The organism is Nocardia sp. NPDC057440 (assembly GCF_042802915.1).
Taxonomy (GTDB): Bacteria; Actinomycetota; Actinomycetes; order Mycobacteriales; family Mycobacteriaceae; genus Nocardia.
Genome location: NZ_JBHVDF010000006.1, coordinates 285953 through 303126 on the forward strand (window position 1 = coordinate 285953; position 17174 = coordinate 303126).

A 17174-nucleotide genomic window follows, 5' to 3' on the forward strand; every position below is an offset into this window, starting at 1 on the left:
CCGTTGCGGGAACAGATCAATCGAGAGAAGGACGTTCCCATGTTTCCCGTCGAGCTGCGCGGTACCAGGGCGCAGACGCTGATGTGGGCCAACGAGCACGAGATCGAGCAGTCCGCGCTGCGGCAACTGCGAAATATCGCGCAACTGCCCTGGGTGCACGGCGTCCGCGTAATGCCGGACGTGCATCTCGGTAAAGGCGCGACGGTCGGCTCGGTCATCGCGATGAAGGACGCGGTGGCGCCCGCCGCCGTCGGTGTCGACATCGGCTGCGGAATGGAGAGCGTGAAGACCGACCTCACCGCCGCCGACCTGCCCGACAACCTGCATTCGCTGCGCTCGCGCATCGAGGCGGCGGTGCCGGTCGGTTTCCAGGCGCACAAGGACGCGGTCGATATCACCCGGCTCGGTGCGGAGTTCGCCGCATCGCACGGCGACCTCGCGCGGTACAAGACGGGCTGGGATCGGTTCTGGTCGTCCTTCGGGTCGCTGAACCCCGGGGTGCAGGCGCTGGAGTCCAAGGCGCACAGGCAGATCGGTTCGCTCGGCGGCGGCAACCATTTCATCGAGGTATGCCTGGACGAGAACGACTCGGTGTGGATTCTGCTGCACTCCGGCAGCCGGAATATCGGCAAGGAACTCGCCGAGCGGCACATGACTGTCGCTCGGGGGCTGCCGCACAACGCCGATCTGCCGGATCGCGACCTGGCCGTATTCCTTTCCGGCACACCGGAAATGGATGCCTATCGGCGCGATCTGACCTGGGCGCAGGAGTACGCCGCGCGTAACCGCGCGGTGATGCTGTCGCTGGTCTGCCGTGCGGTCCGAGACGAGTTCGCCGGCCGTGTCGTGGGTTTCGACGACCCGATATCATGCCACCACAACTATGTGGCCGAGGAGACGATCGACGGCGTGCCGATGCTGGTGACCCGTAAGGGCGCGGTGCGCGCCGGGGCGGGCGACCTCGCGTTGATCCCCGGCTCGATGGGCACCCGCTCCTATGTGGTGCGCGGCAAGGGAAATCCCGCCTCGTTCCAGTCGGCCTCGCACGGTGCGGGGCGGCGGATGAGCCGGACCGCGGCCAAGAAGCAGTTCACCGTCGCCGACCTGATCGCCCAGACCGAGGGCGTCGAGTCCCGCAAGGACGCGGGCGTGGTCGACGAGATTCCGGCCGCGTACAAGGACATCGACGAGGTCATCTCAGCGCAGCGGGACCTGGTCGACATTGTCGCCACGCTGCGTCAGGTGCTCTGCGTCAAGGGTTGACGGGTGGCCGCGTCCATCCAGCATGGGCGCGGCCGACCTGGCAAGCGCGCCGGATTCGGATCGCCGACTTCTCGTAACCGACCCGGCTGTCCGGTTAAGCAGCGGGGCAACCGCGAACTGTGTGAGGCAGGGTTCAGCGACGTCTCATGGTGGCCGCGATGCCGGAGCCGATCAGGAGCATGCCGGTGATGAGGGCGAAGCCGTTCATCAGCCAGGCGTGCAGCGCCTGGTGCATCTCGCCGGACATGCGGGGTAGGTCTTCGACGAATCGCCAGGTGTCGTCGGGGAAGGTGAAGTGCGCGATGCCCGGGATGAGGCCCCAGATGAGCCCGGCGATCACGGTGCCTGCCGGGGAATAGCCCGCCAAGGTCGCCACCAGGAACAGCAGTAGCGCCCCGCCGACCATTTGGAAGGTGGATCCCCACCGCGCGCCCACGTCACCGAAGACGACCCATTGCCGGGTGTCCAGTGCGCCGTGTGCGGCAAGCCCGATCCCGATCGGCGTCACCACCAAGCCGATCACGGTACCGACCACGGTCCGTGCGGCATTGCCCCTGGTGCGGAACTGGGCGCCGGGCGGCGACCAACCGGGCGGTGGCTGATAGCTGCTCGACATGGTCGCCTCCTGCGCGGTCCCGCGGTGCCGAGGAAATCCTCTCACCCTATTGCCCTTTGTCCAGGGCGATTTCACGTTTCGTAACGGGATCGGCGCAGGACAACGCAGTGCCCGCTCCGACACTGACAACCATCTGGTGCTCGCCCTGGCCGTCATCGGGCACACCGGCGCGCGCGGGCATCGGGCACACATGTTTCTTGCGTCGGCGTCGGCGCGCACCGGATCCCGCACACCGACACGTGCCGGCTCCGATCACATCCGCGGCGACTACCCCCGGAACGGTCGCCGACCACGCGGCCCGAACGGCTGTCGGTGCCATCCGGCACGATGGAGCCCATGACCACGGCGGCGCACAGCGAAGCGATCGACCTCACCTCGCCAGATCTGCGCGAGCGTGCCGAAGAACTGCTGCGCGAACTCGCGGGCCCGCAGGCGCGGCTGCGCGAGGACCAGTGGACGGCGATCGAGGCGCTGGTGGTGCAACGGCGCAGGGCACTGGTGGTGCAGCGCACCGGCTGGGGTAAATCGGCGGTGTATTTCATCGCGGCCAAGCTGCTGCGCAGGGCGGGGCGCGGGCCGACGGTGATCGTGTCGCCGCTACTCGCGCTGATGCGCAACCAGGTCGCGGCCGCGCAACGCGCGGGTGTGGTGGCGGCGACCATCAACTCGGGCAACGTCACCGAATGGGACGAGATCCACGATCAGGTGGCCTCGGGCGCTGTCGACGTGCTGTTGGTCAGCCCGGAACGGCTGAACAACCCGGACTTTCGCGACCAAGTGCTGCCGAAACTCGCCGCCGACGCCGGACTCGTCGTCATCGATGAAGCGCACTGCGTCTCCGACTGGGGACACGACTTCCGGCCCGACTACCGGCGGATCCGCACACTGATCGCCGATCTCGGCTCCGACGTTCCGGTCCTGGCCACCACCGCGACGGCCAACGATCGGGTGGTGACCGATGTGGCCACGCAGATCGGCACCGACACGCTGGTGCTGCGCGGCACCCTGGACCGGGAATCGCTGCACCTGTCGGTGGTGCGTTTCGCCGACGCGGTCGAGCGCACCGCCTGGCTGAGCGGACACCTCGGCGAGCTGTCCGGTTCCGGCATCGTCTACACCCTCACCGTCGCCGCCGCGCACGATCTCGCCGACGTCTTGAATTCGCACGGGCACAACGTCGCCGCCTATACCGGGCAGACCGACACCGCCCAGCGCGAAGCGCTCGAGACCGCGCTGCTGAACAACGAGGTCAAAGCACTGATCGCGACCTCCGCGCTCGGGATGGGCTTCGACAAACCGGATCTCGGTTTCGTCGTGCATGTGGGTGCGCCGTCCTCACCTATCGCGTACTACCAGCAAGTGGGTCGTGCGGGTCGCGGAACCGAGCGCGCCGAGGTGGTGCTGCTGCCCGGCCCGGAGGACGCCAGGATCTGGAGTTATTTCGCCTCGGTCGCCTTTCCACGCGAGCACATCGTGCGTGCCGTGCTGGATGCGCTCGATTTCGATCGGGCCATGTCGACCGCGGCCCTGGAGCCGTTGGTCGAATTGAACCGCTCCCGGCTGGAGATGGTGCTCAAGGTGCTCGACGTGGACGGCGCGGTGCGCCGGGTCCGCGGCGGCTGGATCGCGACCGGCCAGGAATGGACCTACGACACCGAACGCTACGAGCGCCTCGCCGCGGCCCGTGAGGTCGAGCAGCAGGCCATGATCGACTATCAGTCCACGTCAGGGTGCCGGATGCAATTTCTGCGCCGTCAGCTCGACGACCCGGGACTCCCTGCGCTGGAAGGGAATTCACCCGGCTGCGGCCGCTGCGACAATTGCACGGGCACCCGGCCGGACGTCACGGTCGACGCCGCGGCCATCGCCGCGACCCGGGCCCGCCTCGACCGCCCCGGCCTCGATCTCGCGCCGCGCAAACAGTGGCCGACGGGCATGGCGAAGCTCGGAATTCCGTTGTCCGGCAAGATCTCCGACGGCGCGGAAACCGGCCGCGTCCTGGGCAGGCTCACCGATCTGGGCTGGGGCCAGCGCCTTCGTGCCCTGCTCGACGCCCCCGACGACCCCATCCCCGACGCGGTCTTCGACGCCTGCATCGCCGTGCTGCGCGACTGGAACTGGACAACCCGGCCCACCTCGGTCATGGCCCTGGAATCCCCGCGCTACCCCGTGCTGACCGCCACCCTCGCCGCCCGCCTCGCCGAAGTCGGCCGCCTCCGTGACCTCGGCACCCTGCAAACCCGCCCCGACAGCCCACCCGTCTCGGCCGCGAACTCCGCACACCGCGTCGCCGCCCTCTACGACTCCTGGCTGATCCCCGACCTCAGCGCGGTAGACGGCCCGATCCTCCTGGTGGACACCCTCACCGACACCGGCTGGACCATGACCCTGGCCACCCATGCCCTCCGCGCCGCAGGCGCACCCGCGGTACTCCCCTTCGCCCTGGCAACACCCACCTGACACGCCCTGCACCTCATCTCGGGACCCGCACCCATCCGCACACCCGCAACAAGTGCGTATCCCCAAAAGGCGCCACTGAACTCGGGCCGCTCGAGGGGCTGCCGGACACGCTGGTCGCGGCCGGTGGCTTGTGGTCGGACTCTCGAACTTTCGGCGAGATGTCGAGCTCACACCTGTGGTCGAACCGGACACCCGCTGCGCGGGGCAGGCGGTTCGAGGACCGGGTCCGGTGCATAGTTGTCGCGGGCGGGCGGCGTCACTGGCGGGGGTCGGGCAGGATGATGGTCTTGGGGTCGGGGTCTGGGGTGAAGGGGCGGGTGGCGCTCAATTGGTCCTCCGGCGGGATCGGCCGACGTGGCTCTCGTACGCCTGCGCCGCCGGCGCTGTCGGGGCCGTCGCGGCCACCGCGGTTCCCGGCCGGTACCTCTCTGCCCATCAGTCTGCGGATCGCCCGCATCAGTCTTTGCTTCATCCCTCCAGTGTGCTCGCGCGGCACCACCGGGCCGACAGTTTTCGCACCTAGCGAATCGACCGGAAGCCATTGCGACCTGCCCGGGAACGACGGACACGGTCTCGGCGGCGCTGGCCACGTGATCGCGAGCGACCGCTGCGATGTGGCGCGGCCGAGGGTGCGCGGCATGTCGCGCCCTGGCCTCGGGACTACCGAGTCAGCCGAGCCGAGTGTTCCGGGCCTGCCGCGCGGCCGTTCAGAGGCTGAGTGTGGCGCGCAGGCGGGCGTCCAGGGAGTCGGTTTCGCTGGGTGTCAGCTCGCCGAGGTGCTCGGCCAACCAGGGGCGGTAGATGCGGTGCAGCTCCAACGCATCGGCCCAGCCGTGCGCGGTCTCGGCGGCCAGGACGTGGCCGGGATCGGCGTCCATCAGTGGGACCGCGCTCAGCCAGCGGTTGGGCGAGGTCATCACCGCGGTATCGGATACCAGCACAACTCTGGTTTGCCGCGGAAAAGGCGTGCCGTCACGCAACGTCGGTGCGTAGCGCCAGATTTCGCCGCGCCTCATGCCGCACCGCACGGGCCGGGGTCTTCGGACTCGGCCGCCCTGGCGTGGTCCAGATCGGTGTAGGCGGCAGCCAGCTCGGCGTCGTCGTCGACCACCAGCTTCGCCAGGCTGTCGTGCACCAGCGCGGTGCGCAGCGCGGAGTTGATCACCGACGACAGGCTGCGCTGCTGCCGGTCGGCCGCCTGTTCGGCCCAAGCGGCCACCTGCGGGTCCAGCGTGACCGTCACGCGCTTCGCCTTGCTCATACCGAAATGCATACCAGTTCGGCGCCAGGGTGGATCGGCTATGGTCGGACTCGTGGCCAGCAAATCTGCGACGCCCGCCATCGAGCTGGATGTCGGCGACCGCACGATTCGTATCTCCAACCCGGACCGGGTCTACTTTCCGGAGACCGGCGCGACCAAGCTCGACCTGGTGCAGTACTACCTGAGCGTCGGGGACGGCATCGTCAACGCGCTGCGCGACCGGCCGTGCATGCTGCACCGGTTCCCGAAGGGGCTCGCCGGTGCCAAGGTCCACCAGAAGCGGCTGCCCGCAGGCGCGCCGGACTGGATTCCGACCGTGCGAGTCTTCTTCCCCCGCTACGGAAGACATGCCGACGAGCTGTGCGTGCGCGAGCTCGCCGACGTCATATGGGCAGTGCAGATGTCGACGGTCGAGTTCCACCCGTGGAATTCGCGCCGCGCCGACACCGAGCGCCCGGACGAATGGCGGATCGATCTCGATCCGATGCCGGATTGCCCGTGGTCACGGGTCCAGCGCGTGGCGGGCGTCGTGCACGAGGTGCTCGACGAGCTCGGCGCGGTCGGCTGGCCGAAAACCTCCGGCGGCAAGGGTCTGCACGTATACGTCCGCATCGCACCCGAATTCGGTTTCAAGCAGGTGCGCCGAGGGGCGCTGGCGTTCGCGAAAGAGGTCGAGCGGCGGGCGCCCGACGACGTGACAACCACGTGGTGGCGCAAAGACCGCGATCCGAAGCTGCTGTTCGTCGACTACAACCAGAATGCCCGCGACCACACCATCGCGGCCGCCTATTCGGTGCGCGGTGTGCCGGAGGCCACCGTCTCCACACCGATCCGCTGGGACGAAATCCCCGATATCGATCCGCGCGACTTCACCATGAAAACGGTGCCCGCCCGCTACGCCGAACTCGGCGATCTGCACGCGGGCATCGACAATGCGATATTCCCCATCGAGCCGCTGCTGGAGTGGGCGGAACGCGACGGCGTCGATGTCGACCTGGACGAGGAGTAGCGGACCGGTCCGACCCGGGAGCACGTGTTTCGACCGCAGCCCCGGGACCATCACGATCACGCGGATTCTGTCGCTGAGGTCCGGCGGCCTCGGGTGCTACCTTCGCTTCTGGACACCCGCGAAGAGTCCGCGGGCCGCCATCATCACCGCGAACTCACCGTCGTGCCTACTGCAGGAGGTCTCGAGATGAACCGACCAGAGTTCCCGGTGCCGCTCGCGATCGGCCCGGCCACCCCAGCCCCGACACTGCTGCAGAAGGCAGTCGTCGAAGGCGGGGCCACCCTGACCGAGCTGGCGCAGGCCCGAGGGTTGATCTGGGCCGGCGGCCCCGGCGAATTCCCCGACGAACTGCCCGAGAGCATCGAATGGGTGCAGCTGCCCGCGGCCGGTATCGAGGACTGGTTCACCGCTGGCATCTTCGCCAGACACCCCGATATTCGATTCACCTCCGCCGCAGGCGCTTTCGCCGCCAGCGTGGCCGAACACGCGCTGACGATGCTGCTGGCCGGAGTGCGCTACCTGCCCGAACACCTGCGTGCGGCGAGCTGGCGGCAGCATGACTTCTTCCCGCACGTCGGCACCTTGCGCGGCAAGACCGTCACCATTGTCGGCGCAGGCGGTATCGGCCGCGCCCTGATCCCCATGCTGGTGCCGCTCGGCACGCACATCATCGCTGTCAACCGTTCCGGCCGCCCGGTGACCGGCGCCGGAATCCCCGAATCCATCGAGACCATCCCGGCCGACCAACTCGGGAAGGTCTGGTCACGCACCGACCACGTCGTGATCGCCGCTCCGGCGACACCCGCCACCAAGCACCTGATCGGTGCGGACGAACTGGCTCGGCTGAAGCCGTCCTCGTGGGTCATCAACGTGGCCCGCGGCAGCCTGATCGACACCGACGCGCTGGTCGCGGCGCTGGCGTCCGGCGCGATCGCCGGCGCGGGCCTCGATGTCACCGACCCTGAACCGCTGCCCGACGGCCACCCCCTCTGGGTCCTGCCGAATGCCATTGTCACCCCGCATGATTCGAATCCGCCGCAACTGCGCTTCGCGGCCTTCGCCGACCATGTCGCCGCGAATGTCGCACGGTTCGTCGAGGGCAGAGATCTGCTCGCCCCGATCGATACCGAGCGCGGCTACTGAGGCCAACGCGACAACAGTCCATGGACCCGACGCCGGTTGGCGCAACGTGCATCGAATCCGGGCCGTCGAGAGCAGCCGAACTCCTTCGGCGGCCACCCGTCGGCCTCCCCCGGGTCGGTTGTACTCGCGGCCGATGGCTGGGAGGCGCACAAGCTGGTGCTGCCGCGCGTCGTCGACACCGCGGCGGCGAGCTGACTCAACACGGCATCTGAAGGCTGCTCGCCCGGTCTGAGCAGGGCCGGGCGGCCTCGCAGCTGACGTACAGCGCCCATAATTCGCCTTTTTTGAATGTGCCATTGACAACTGGCACATTCATAGATGACTCTAAATGCATGACAAGGTCAATGAGGACCTCGGTCCCCGGCGTTCCTTCGGCGCCATCCGCGCGGTCCCGGCTCGCTGCCACGGCAGCGGAGATCGGGATGCGGCCACTGAACAATGTGGTGCCGATGAACACCCCGGGCATCTGGTTCGCCCGGAAGCTGATCGCGACCGTGATGGCCGCGGCGGGGCCACCGCTGCGCGGCACCGCTGTCACCCGGGTCCGATCCGGCGCGGTCCGCGGCGAATGGGTGCGAGCTCCCGGCATCGATTTCGGCAAGCGCGCCCTCTACTACATCCACGGCAGCGGCTACGTCCTGTGCTCGGCCCGCACCCATCGCGGACTTGCCTCGCAGCTGTCGAAGAAGACCGGGCTTCCGGTCTTTCTCACCGACTACCGGCTCGCGCCGGAGCATCGGTTTCCTGCCGCCGCCGACGATGTCGAGGCAGGATATCGGTGGCTGCTCGACCGCGGCATCGCCTCGCAAGATCTGGTGATCGCGTGCGATTCGGCGGGCGGGCATCTGGCGCTCGATCTGCTGATCGAAAACGGCCGCCGGGCCAGACCACAGCCCGCTGCCGTCGCCATGTTCTCGCCGCTGATCGATCTCACCCTCGGGCTGGCCGCCGAACAGGAACGGCGCCAACGGGATCCGATCATCTCGGCACGCGCGGCGAGCAGGCTGCCCCACGCCTACACCCGAGGCCTGCCCGCCGACGCACCCCGGCTGCGGTTGACGGTGCCGCCCGGCACAGCGCTGCCGCCGATGCTGGTGCAGGCCGGCGGCACCGAAATGCTCAGCGCCGACGCGCGACACCTGCACGACATGGTGCGCGCCGCGGGCGGCAGCTGCGAACTCGAGATCTGGCCGGGCCAGGTGCACGTGTTCCAGGCCCTGCCGCTGCTCGCCCCCGAGGCGGACCGCGCGCTGGACCGGGTCGCCGACTTCCTGCGCGCCGCAATGGTTTCCCCCACCACCGTCTCGGAAAAGGTGAGCTGACATGTTCGGACTGGAGAGACTCATCCCCCTCGGTATCCGCCCGCGCCGCACCCACGGTGCGCGAGCAGTGGTGACCGGCGCGGGCAGCGGCATCGGCCGCGCCTTCGCGCTCGAAATCGCCCACCGTGGTGGGCAAGTGATCTGTGCCGACATCGATGAGGCACGCGCGGACGAGACCGTCGCCCTCATCGAACGCACACACCCTGGCGCCGCACACGCGTTCCGCTGCGACGTCGCCCGCAGAGAAGACGTGGAAATCCTTGCGCGCTTCGCCGAATCGCAGTTCGAGCGCCCTGCCACGCTGGTGATCAACAATGCCGGTGTCGGCATCGGCGGAAAGCACGTCGGCGATATCGGATTCGACGACTGGGATTGGGCGCTCGGCATCAACCTGTGGGGCGTCGTGCACGGCTGCGAGATCTTCGCGCCGCAACTGCGCGCGGCCGGACGCGGCGGCATCATCAACGTGGCCTCGGCGGCCGGGTTCGCGGCCGCCCCTTCGATGGCCGTCTACAACACGTCCAAGGCCGCGGTCATGTCACTGTCGGAGACGATGGCCGCCGAAATGAGCGGCACCGGCGTCGCGGTCACCGTACTGTGCCCGACCTTCGTCAAGACCAATGTCGCTCGCGACGGTCGCATTACGCGGGAGGCGACCCGGCTCGCCGACACCCTCATGCGCTGGACCGGCTTCTCGCCAGAGCATGTCGCGCGCACCACCCTCGACGCGCACGACCGCGGGCAGCTGTATGTGCTCCCGCAGCTGGACGCACACCTCGTGTGGCGGCTCAAGCGCTACTTCCCCGCCCAGTACACCTATGCCCTCGGGCTCCTGGATCGGCTACTGCCACAGGAGAACTCGACCACCACCGACCGTGCCACGGTCACCGACAAGACAGGAGTCTGACATGGCGACCGCTATGGACTTCGACGACATGCTCCGCAAGATCAAGGATCGGCAGTGGGCCCTGGCCGATATCGACTGGGACGCCCCTGGCGCGGAGACGATCTCACCCGAACTGCACGCCAAGCTCAAGCCCTTCATGGCCGACCTGATGTGGATCGAGAATGTCGGCGCGCGCGGCTTCGCGGCAATGGCGAAGAAGGCGCCCACCGAGACGCTGCGCGAGATCTACCGCTACTTCCACGCCGAGGAGCAGAAGCACGCCAATGCCGAGCTCGCGCTGATGCGGCGCTGGGGCATGCTCGACGGTGACGAGATCCCGCAGCCGAATGTGAACGTCAAGCTGGTCATCGACTTCCTCGACAAGTACTCCGACGACATGTCGTTGTCGTTCCTCGGCACCGTGATCCCGATGCTCGAGGTGACCCTGGACGGCGCGCTGGTCAAGTTCATCATGGACGAGATCGAGGACCCGATCTGTCAGGAGGCGTTCAAGAAGATCAATGCCGACGAATCACGGCATCTCGCTGTGGATTTCGCGGTGATGGATCTGCTCGGCCACGCCACGCTGCGCAAGCTGCTCGTCGATCTGGTCGGTGGCTGGGCCAAACCGTCGCTGCTCATCGGAGTGTTGAGCTACGTGCCGCTGCTGAACAAGATGCGCGACAACATCGTGGAGATGGGTGTCGACGAGGAGAAGCTGTACGCCGCGCTCAAGCGTTACGCGAATGTCGGTGAGCGTAGCGAATTCGCTCGACGGCTGCCGATGTACCAGCTGGTCAAGATGCACGGCGGCTGGGTGATCAACCGCGATCATCCCTACCATCTGGTGGCCGACGCGCTGGTCAAGATCACTGCCCGGGTCCCCAAGCGGCTGCTGCGGTCGCAGCCGACCTGGTCGAAGGAACTCACCTACGAGCCCGCGGCGTGAGCACGATGAGCACCGAAACCCTCGACGTGGCTGTGATAGGCGGCGGGTTCGCCGGTATCGGCACCGCGATTCGCTTGAAGCAGCATGGGATCAGCGATGTCGCGATCTTCGAACGCGGCACGGCGATCGGCGGCACCTGGCGCGACAACACCTATCCCGGTGCGGCTTGCGACATCCCGTCGCGGCTGTACTCCTACAGTTTCGCGCCGAACCCGAACTGGTCGCACACGTATTCCGGAAGCGACGAGATCCTCGGGTACATCGAGTCGATGGCCGCGCAGTTCCAGCTGCACAAGCATTTCCGGTTCGGCCACAACATCACCGGCATCGTGTTCGACGAAGCGGCCGGGCGATGGGACATCACCGTCGAGGGCCGGGCCGACACCGTCCACGCTCGCGCGGTAGTGCTGGCGTCCGGACCGCTGGCCAATGCCAGCTTTCCCGCTATTCGCGGGCTGGAGAACTATCAGGGCCACAAAATCCACAGTGCCCGTTGGGATCACGACTACGACTTCACCGGTAAGAAGGTCGCGGTGGTCGGCACCGGGGCCAGCGCGGTACAGATCATTCCGGAACTGGTCGACAAGGCGGCCTCGGTGAAGGTGTTCCAGCGGACGCCGGGCTGGGTGCTGCCGCGGGTCAATCGACGCACCAACGCACTGACCAAAGAGCTCTACCGGCGGGTGCCCGCCGCCGAGAACCTGGCCAGGCGGGCCTGGTTCTACGGGCACGAGTCGGTCGCGCTCGGCGTCGTCTGGAATACGCCGTTGACCAGGGTGGTCGAGCTCGTGGGCCGGGCCCAGCTGCATCGGCAGGTGAAGGATCCGTGGCTGCGACGACAGCTCACCCCGGACTTCCGGGCGGGCTGCAAGCGACTGCTGATGACCGACGACTACTACCCGGCATTGCAGCAGGACAATTGCACACTGATCACCTGGCCGATCGCCCGTATCGCCGAACACGGCATTCGGACCGCGGAAGGTATCGAGCATCAAGCGGATTGCATCGTCTTCGCCACCGGATTCGATGTCTCCAAAACCGGCACACCGATCCCGATCACCGGACGCGACGGCCGGGTGCTCGCCCAGGAATGGCAGCGCGGCGCATACGCGTACAAGAGCATTGCGGTATCCGGGTATCCGAACCTCTTCTTCACCTTCGGCCCGAACTCCGGCCCTGGCCACAACTCGGCGCTGGTCTATATGGAAGCGCAGATCAATTACCTGGTCGGTGCGATCGAGACCATTCTCGACAGGGATCTGCGGATGCTCGATGTGCGGCGCGACCGGCAGGACCGCTACAACGCGGGAATGCAACGGCGGCTCACCGGGACCACGTGGAACTCGGGCTGCCGCAGTTGGTATCTCACCGAGGACGGATTCAACGCAACCATGTATCCGGGCTTCGCGACGCAGTACGTCAATCAGCTGCGGACGGTCGACCTCGACGACTACAACGTCGTGCCCGCCCAGCCGCGAACGCCACGGATCGCGGCGGTCTCCTGAGGTGACGGTCACCGGCCGCCGGAACGTTAGACTCGGTCGATCGATAACCGTGTTGTTCGGCTGCCGGCAGACCGGCGCCGCAGTGGGCGAGGGAGGTGACGCCGATGCCGGAGTACCGGATCGATGACCTCGCTCGCGCCGCGGGCACGACCACCCGCAACGTACGCGCCTACCAGGAACGCGGCCTGCTGCCGCCGCCCGCGGGCAAAGACGGGCGGGCCAGCATCTACGACGACGCGCACCTGGAGCGGCTGCGCCTGATCGACGCGCTGCTGCAGCGCGGCTTCACCACCGCCCACATCGCCGACTTCATCACGAGCTGGGAGACCGGAAAAGACCTCACCGAGGTGCTCGGCCTGCAGCATGCGGTGACGGCCTCCTGGGCCAAGGACGAGAGCTTCGAGGTGTCACGCGAGCTGATCGGCACCATCCTCGGCGCCGACGCCGACGAGCTCGTCGACCGGCTCGCGGAGATGAAGCTGGTCCGGTTCGAAGGCGACACCGTGGTGTTCACCGACACCCAGCTGCTGGCCTCCTTCGCCGAACTGCACGAGTACGGCATCGAACTGCGCACCCTCATCGAGATCTACGCCAAAGTGGCCGACCGGATCGACGACATCACCCACCTGATGATCACCGCGGCCAAACAGCACATCGTGGATGAACACGGCCCCGGCTGGCTCCCCGAGACCAGCAACGAAATCGCCGACACCACAACAATGCTGAACAAAATGCGCGAGCTGGCCGTCGCCTCGGTGCACACCACCCTGGCGCGCTCCCTCGACGTCACCCTGCGCCGAGAACTCGGCGACTACCTCGCCACCGCCGCCGAGCGCGAACGCGGGCGCCACGCCGACACCCGCTGAGTCTTTTGGCAGCGCCTGCGGCGCTGTGTTTTTGGCCGCGGCTGCGCCGCGGCGTGTTCGCGGCCCCCTTGGTCTCGCTTCCGAGCCGTCGAGACTTGCGCCTTCGGCGCGTGCGCTTCGACGGCTCGGAAGCGAGACGGGCCGCGAACTCTAGGGCTCGGTCTCGCTTCGCTCGGAAGACATCATCGTGCCCAGTGGGGGCGTTGGTGGCTGAGGTTGCGACTTTGGTGGACGCGTCTCGGGTGTTACAGGAGGCGGGCCGCGAACTCTGGTGGTCGGTCTCGCTTCGCTCGGAAGACATCATCGTGCCGAGTGGGCGCGCGGGTGTGCCACAGTCGAGTCCCGTTCGCTGGCCTTCAGAGGCTGGCAGCCCCCAACCCCGACGACGAGCGATGCGGCCTGCGGCTTCGCGGGGATTGTGTCTGCCACGATGGACAGCGTGGGCGAGATCCGGATCGGCACATCGGGGTGGGTGTATCCGCCGTGGCGCGGCGCCTTCTATCCCGAGGGGTTGGCCCACAAGAACGAGCTTGCCTATCTCTCGCAGCAACTCGGCAGCGTCGAGATCAACGGCTCGTTCTATGCCTTGCAGCGTCCGTCGAGCTACCAGAAGTGGGCGAGTCAGACGCCGGAGGGCTTCGTGTTCGCCGTGAAGGGCAGCCGGTTCATCACCCACATGAAGCGGCTGCGCGACGGTGACGCCCTGCTTGCGAACTTCCTCGCGTCCGGGCTGCTTGCACTCGGCCCCAAGCTGGGACCGATCCTCTGGCAGCTGCCGCCCAACTTCGCCTTCGATCCGGTCCTACTAGGCGAATTCTTCGGTCACCTCCCCCGCACGACGACACGGGCCGCCGAGATCGCGGCACAGCACGACCACCGGGTCGACCCCGGATTCACCACGACCGACGCCGAACGGCCGATGCGGTACGCGCTCGAGATCCGACATCCGAGCTTCGTCACTCCGCACTTCACCGAACTGCTGGCCGCACACGACATCGCGCTGGTCGTCGCCGACGCCGCAGGCAAATACCCGCTCATCGAGGCTGCCACCTCGAATTTCGTCTACATCCGGCTCCACGGCCACGACGAGCTCTACGTCAGCGGCTACACCGACAACGGCCTCGACATGTGGGCGGCGAAGATCCGCTCATGGGCCGCGGACCGCGATGTATTCGTCTACTTCGACAACGACGCGAAGGTCATGGCGCCACGCGACGCTCTCGCACTCCAGGCGCGCGTGGGCGGCTGACCCTGGTCGGCATCGCGGTGGGGTGGCAGGCCCACCCTCGAGACAGCTCGGTGTATCGGTCGCCCGAAGCCGGGGTGGAGTGCTCAGGTACCGCGCGCGACTCAGCCGACGACGTTGCTGCTCAATTAGCCGCGCGAGCGGCGAATCGCCACGTAGCCTCCTGAGAGAAACTGTCGATACCCGACGGGATGGAGGCACGATGGCATCCAACCGATCGAAAGTTCCACCGCAGGCGCTGTTGCGAGTGCTCGAGTTCGCCCGCAATTCGATGGCGGGGCTACACCGGCGACTTGTGCCAGGGCATATCGCGCTGCTGGAAATGATCGTTGCCGGGTTCTTGACCCAGGCGATCCACGCGGCCGCCGCACTCGGTGTGGCAGACGCGCTCGCCGACGGTCCGCGTAGCGGTGCGGAATTGGCGCGCGCCACCGGCGCGAACGAGGATGCGCTACATCGGCTGCTGCGGCTGCTGACGAGCCACGGCATCTTCGCTCGCCGATCGGACGGCACATACACGCTCACCCCGATGGCACAGGCGCTGCGCCGGGATGCGAGCGTCTCGCTGCGCGATACCGTGCTCTTCTTCGGCTCGCCGATGCACCGCAATCATTGGACGCATCTGGTCGACGCGGTGCGCACCGGCGAAACCGTCGGCACCGATCTGGACGGTATGTCGTTCTTCGACTACGTGCAGAAAGACCGTGAGCTCGGCGAACTGTTCGACCGCGCCATGACCAGCATCGGCACCCTGGCGATAGAACCGCTGTTCGCCGCGTACGACTTCGGCCAGTACGGCACGATTGTCGACGTAGGCGGCGGACAGGGCACCCTGCTCACCGAAATCCTCTCCCGCACACCGGCATCACGCGGCATCCTGTTCGATCTGCCGGAAGTGGTCGCGTCGGCGCCCGCCCGCCTCGCCGAACTCGGCCTCACCGACCGCTGCACGGTCGAGAGCGGCTCCTTCTTCGAGACGGTGCCCAAGGGCGGCGACGCCTACATTCTCAAACACATCATCCACGATTGGGCCGACGACAAAGCCAAGCAGATCCTGCGCACCCTGCACGAGCAGATGCCCAAGGACGCGACGCTGCTGCTCATCGAACTCGTACTCCCCGAAGACAATCGACCGCACCCGGGAAAATTCATCGACCTGGAAATGCTCATCAATGTAGGCGGCCGCGAACGCACCGAAGACCAATACCGAGACTTCCTCGCCGCCTCTGGATTCACCCTTGTGCGCCGGATCCCCACCGTAGCCCCCGACAATGTCCTCGAAGTGCGCCCCAGTTAGGTGCCGAGTGGCACCTGGCTGTGGCAAACGTCGAGGAAGATGCGGCAATGACGACGGATGAGTCAGCGGATTCCGGCGAGATGAATGATCCGCTGCTGCTGGATGCACGGCGGGCGCGGTTGCTCGAGCGGGTTCGCGAATTACGAGGTGACCTCGAGGCACTTGGCGCGGAATACCAGGCTTTGCCGGGGTCGGGAGTGCTCGTCGATACCGAAGGGGTCGGCGCGTTGACAACGCCCGGGTACTGCATCGCAGGCGCGGTCGAAGTCTTCGAGGAGGCGCAGATCGAGTTGGATGCGGCGGCGGATGCGCTCGACCGGGCCGGAAGATTCACGACTCGACTGCGGCCTGTGGTGTTCGATTGACCTCGGTGATCATGTCAGGGCCAGCGCCTGAACAATCAGCACGATGTAGAGGGCAAGAATGAACAGGACCGCGGGTAGGACCGGGTAGTCCGGCGTGCTCGCGCGCCGGAACTTCGATGCCGCCGTGGCTGGAATCAGTAAGAGCGCCACAGGAATCCAGGCGATCAACGCTTGCGACCCGGAATAGCTCCACGGTCGAACCAGGGCGAGGTCACCGAAAACCGCTATCGCGGCGCACACTAGCGCGGCCGTCGCGCTACCGTGGGCGCCCAAGGCGTTCGAGTAGTACATCTCGCCGGTGCGCGGCAACTTGGATGTCTTGCGGGCGAATTCGAACTGCAGGAAAGCGCCCGCGAAAATGATCGCGACGGCCGCTGCCTGCCAACGGGAGCGGACTTCGCCGGTCCCGATCGCGGAAACGACGACGTACGCGGTGACGAGGAGTTGAACCGGGTAGGTGATGACCAGGTTCAGCACGATGTCGGTGCGCACGGATGCCGAGAGATTCTCCAGACCCCAGAGGGCAAGTCCGTAGGCGAGCACGGCGGTGATCAGCACCGCCGAGCCGAAGGAGAGCGTCAGGCAGGCGGCGATGGCGCCCACCGCTATCACCGCCATCGCGCTGCGCAGTTCGTTCGCGCTGATCGCGCCGGTGACCAGGGGGCGGTCGGGATTGTGCACTCTGTCGTAGTCGAGATCCTTCTGTTCGTCGACGATGCGCAGATACAGCAGGACGACGGCGACGACGGCGATGCGGACAGCAGTGGACCCGGTCGGATGCCACGACGAATCCGGTTCGGAGACAAGGGCTGCCGTTCCTTCGAGTGCGAGCACCCAGAGCACGCCGTAGAGCAGGTAGTGCGGCTTGTACATCACCGCGGTGAACCGGGCGATGCGCGCAAGGGAGCCGAGCAGGCGCGGAGTCGACGAGGTTCCCGCTGCGCCGCTCATGCCGCGCCCCGGTGCCCGCGACTCGCCGATACGCC

The 17174-nt window shown here is 67.1% G+C and carries 18 protein-coding genes; 13 read left to right on the forward strand and 5 right to left on the reverse strand.

Annotated elements, in window-relative coordinates:
* Window positions 1-39 precede the first annotated feature (39 nt).
* A complete protein-coding gene (locus ACFU4Z_RS14790) occupies window positions 40-1263 on the forward strand; it encodes an RtcB family protein (RefSeq protein WP_379062988.1) in 1224 nt (407 codons plus the stop codon).
* A 133-nt stretch (window positions 1264-1396) separates the two neighbouring features.
* Here the strand turns inward: ACFU4Z_RS14790 and ACFU4Z_RS14795 are convergent, their stop codons facing one another.
* Window positions 1397-1879, reverse strand: a complete 483-nt coding sequence (locus tag ACFU4Z_RS14795) for a hypothetical protein (protein WP_379062990.1) — start codon at window positions 1877-1879, stop codon at window positions 1397-1399.
* 336 nt (window positions 1880-2215) lie between these two features.
* Between ACFU4Z_RS14795 and ACFU4Z_RS14800 the strand changes: the two genes are divergently transcribed.
* Window positions 2216-4339, forward strand: coding sequence for a RecQ family ATP-dependent DNA helicase (locus tag ACFU4Z_RS14800; RefSeq protein WP_379062992.1), 2124 nt, complete (start codon window positions 2216-2218; stop codon window positions 4337-4339).
* A 256-nt stretch (window positions 4340-4595) separates the two neighbouring features.
* Here the strand turns inward: ACFU4Z_RS14800 and ACFU4Z_RS14805 are convergent, their stop codons facing one another.
* The 3 genes from ACFU4Z_RS14805 to ACFU4Z_RS14815 form a co-directional block, all read right to left on the reverse strand.
* Complete coding sequence (locus ACFU4Z_RS14805; protein WP_379062994.1) at window positions 4596-4811, reverse strand: hypothetical protein; 216 nt, start codon at window positions 4809-4811, stop codon at window positions 4596-4598.
* Between the two features lie 235 nt (window positions 4812-5046).
* Window positions 5047-5355, reverse strand: coding sequence for a hypothetical protein (locus tag ACFU4Z_RS14810; RefSeq protein ID WP_379062996.1), 309 nt, complete (start codon window positions 5353-5355; stop codon window positions 5047-5049).
* Window positions 5352-5600: a hypothetical protein gene (locus ACFU4Z_RS14815; RefSeq protein WP_379062998.1), complete on the reverse strand. Its 249-nt coding sequence runs from the start codon at window positions 5598-5600 to the stop codon at window positions 5352-5354. Before ACFU4Z_RS14815 ends, ACFU4Z_RS14810 begins: the two co-directional genes overlap by 4 nt.
* A gap of 52 nt (window positions 5601-5652) precedes the next feature.
* Here ACFU4Z_RS14815 and ligD point away from each other — a divergent pair, with 52 nt between their 5' ends.
* The 11 genes from ligD (at window position 5653) to ACFU4Z_RS14870 (ending at window position 16188) form a co-directional block, all read left to right on the forward strand.
* On the forward strand, window positions 5653-6609 hold the full coding sequence (ligD, locus tag ACFU4Z_RS14820) for a non-homologous end-joining DNA ligase (RefSeq protein WP_379063000.1): 957 nt from the start codon (window positions 5653-5655) through the stop codon (window positions 6607-6609).
* A 186-nt stretch (window positions 6610-6795) separates the two neighbouring features.
* Window positions 6796-7752 (forward strand): D-isomer specific 2-hydroxyacid dehydrogenase family protein, encoded by a 957-nt coding sequence (locus ACFU4Z_RS14825; protein WP_379063002.1) that lies wholly within the window; start codon window positions 6796-6798, stop codon window positions 7750-7752.
* A gap of 36 nt (window positions 7753-7788) precedes the next feature.
* Window positions 7789-7947: a hypothetical protein gene (locus ACFU4Z_RS14830; protein WP_379063004.1), complete on the forward strand. Its 159-nt coding sequence runs from the start codon at window positions 7789-7791 to the stop codon at window positions 7945-7947.
* A 227-nt stretch (window positions 7948-8174) separates the two neighbouring features.
* Entirely contained in the window at window positions 8175-9074 is a 900-nt protein-coding gene (locus ACFU4Z_RS14835; protein WP_379063006.1) for an alpha/beta hydrolase, read from the forward strand.
* Window position 9075: 1 nt separating this feature from the next.
* Window positions 9076-9981 (forward strand): SDR family NAD(P)-dependent oxidoreductase, encoded by a 906-nt coding sequence (locus ACFU4Z_RS14840; RefSeq protein WP_379063008.1) that lies wholly within the window; start codon window positions 9076-9078, stop codon window positions 9979-9981.
* Between the two features lies 1 nt (window position 9982).
* Window positions 9983-10909 carry a ferritin-like domain-containing protein gene (locus ACFU4Z_RS14845; protein WP_379063011.1) on the forward strand — a complete coding sequence of 309 codons (927 nt, stop codon included), beginning with the start codon at window positions 9983-9985 and terminating at the stop codon, window positions 10907-10909.
* A gap of 5 nt (window positions 10910-10914) precedes the next feature.
* A complete protein-coding gene (locus ACFU4Z_RS14850; protein ID WP_379063013.1) occupies window positions 10915-12414 on the forward strand; it encodes a flavin-containing monooxygenase in 1500 nt (499 codons plus the stop codon).
* A 104-nt stretch (window positions 12415-12518) separates the two neighbouring features.
* Window positions 12519-13280, forward strand: a complete 762-nt coding sequence (locus ACFU4Z_RS14855) for a MerR family transcriptional regulator (protein ID WP_379063015.1) — start codon at window positions 12519-12521, stop codon at window positions 13278-13280.
* Window positions 13281-13719: 439 nt separating this feature from the next.
* Window positions 13720-14529 carry a DUF72 domain-containing protein gene (locus ACFU4Z_RS14860; RefSeq protein ID WP_379063017.1) on the forward strand — a complete coding sequence of 270 codons (810 nt, stop codon included), beginning with the start codon at window positions 13720-13722 and terminating at the stop codon, window positions 14527-14529.
* A 199-nt stretch (window positions 14530-14728) separates the two neighbouring features.
* Window positions 14729-15823 carry a methyltransferase gene (locus tag ACFU4Z_RS14865; protein WP_379063019.1) on the forward strand — a complete coding sequence of 365 codons (1095 nt, stop codon included), beginning with the start codon at window positions 14729-14731 and terminating at the stop codon, window positions 15821-15823.
* Between the two features lie 47 nt (window positions 15824-15870).
* Complete coding sequence (locus ACFU4Z_RS14870; RefSeq protein WP_379063021.1) at window positions 15871-16188, forward strand: hypothetical protein; 318 nt, start codon at window positions 15871-15873, stop codon at window positions 16186-16188.
* Window positions 16189-16197: 9 nt separating this feature from the next.
* On the opposite strand, the gene ACFU4Z_RS14875 is transcribed toward ACFU4Z_RS14870, so the two are convergent.
* Window positions 16198-17139: a hypothetical protein gene (locus ACFU4Z_RS14875; RefSeq protein ID WP_379063023.1), complete on the reverse strand. Its 942-nt coding sequence runs from the start codon at window positions 17137-17139 to the stop codon at window positions 16198-16200.
* Between the last annotated feature and the right edge of the window lie 35 nt (window positions 17140-17174).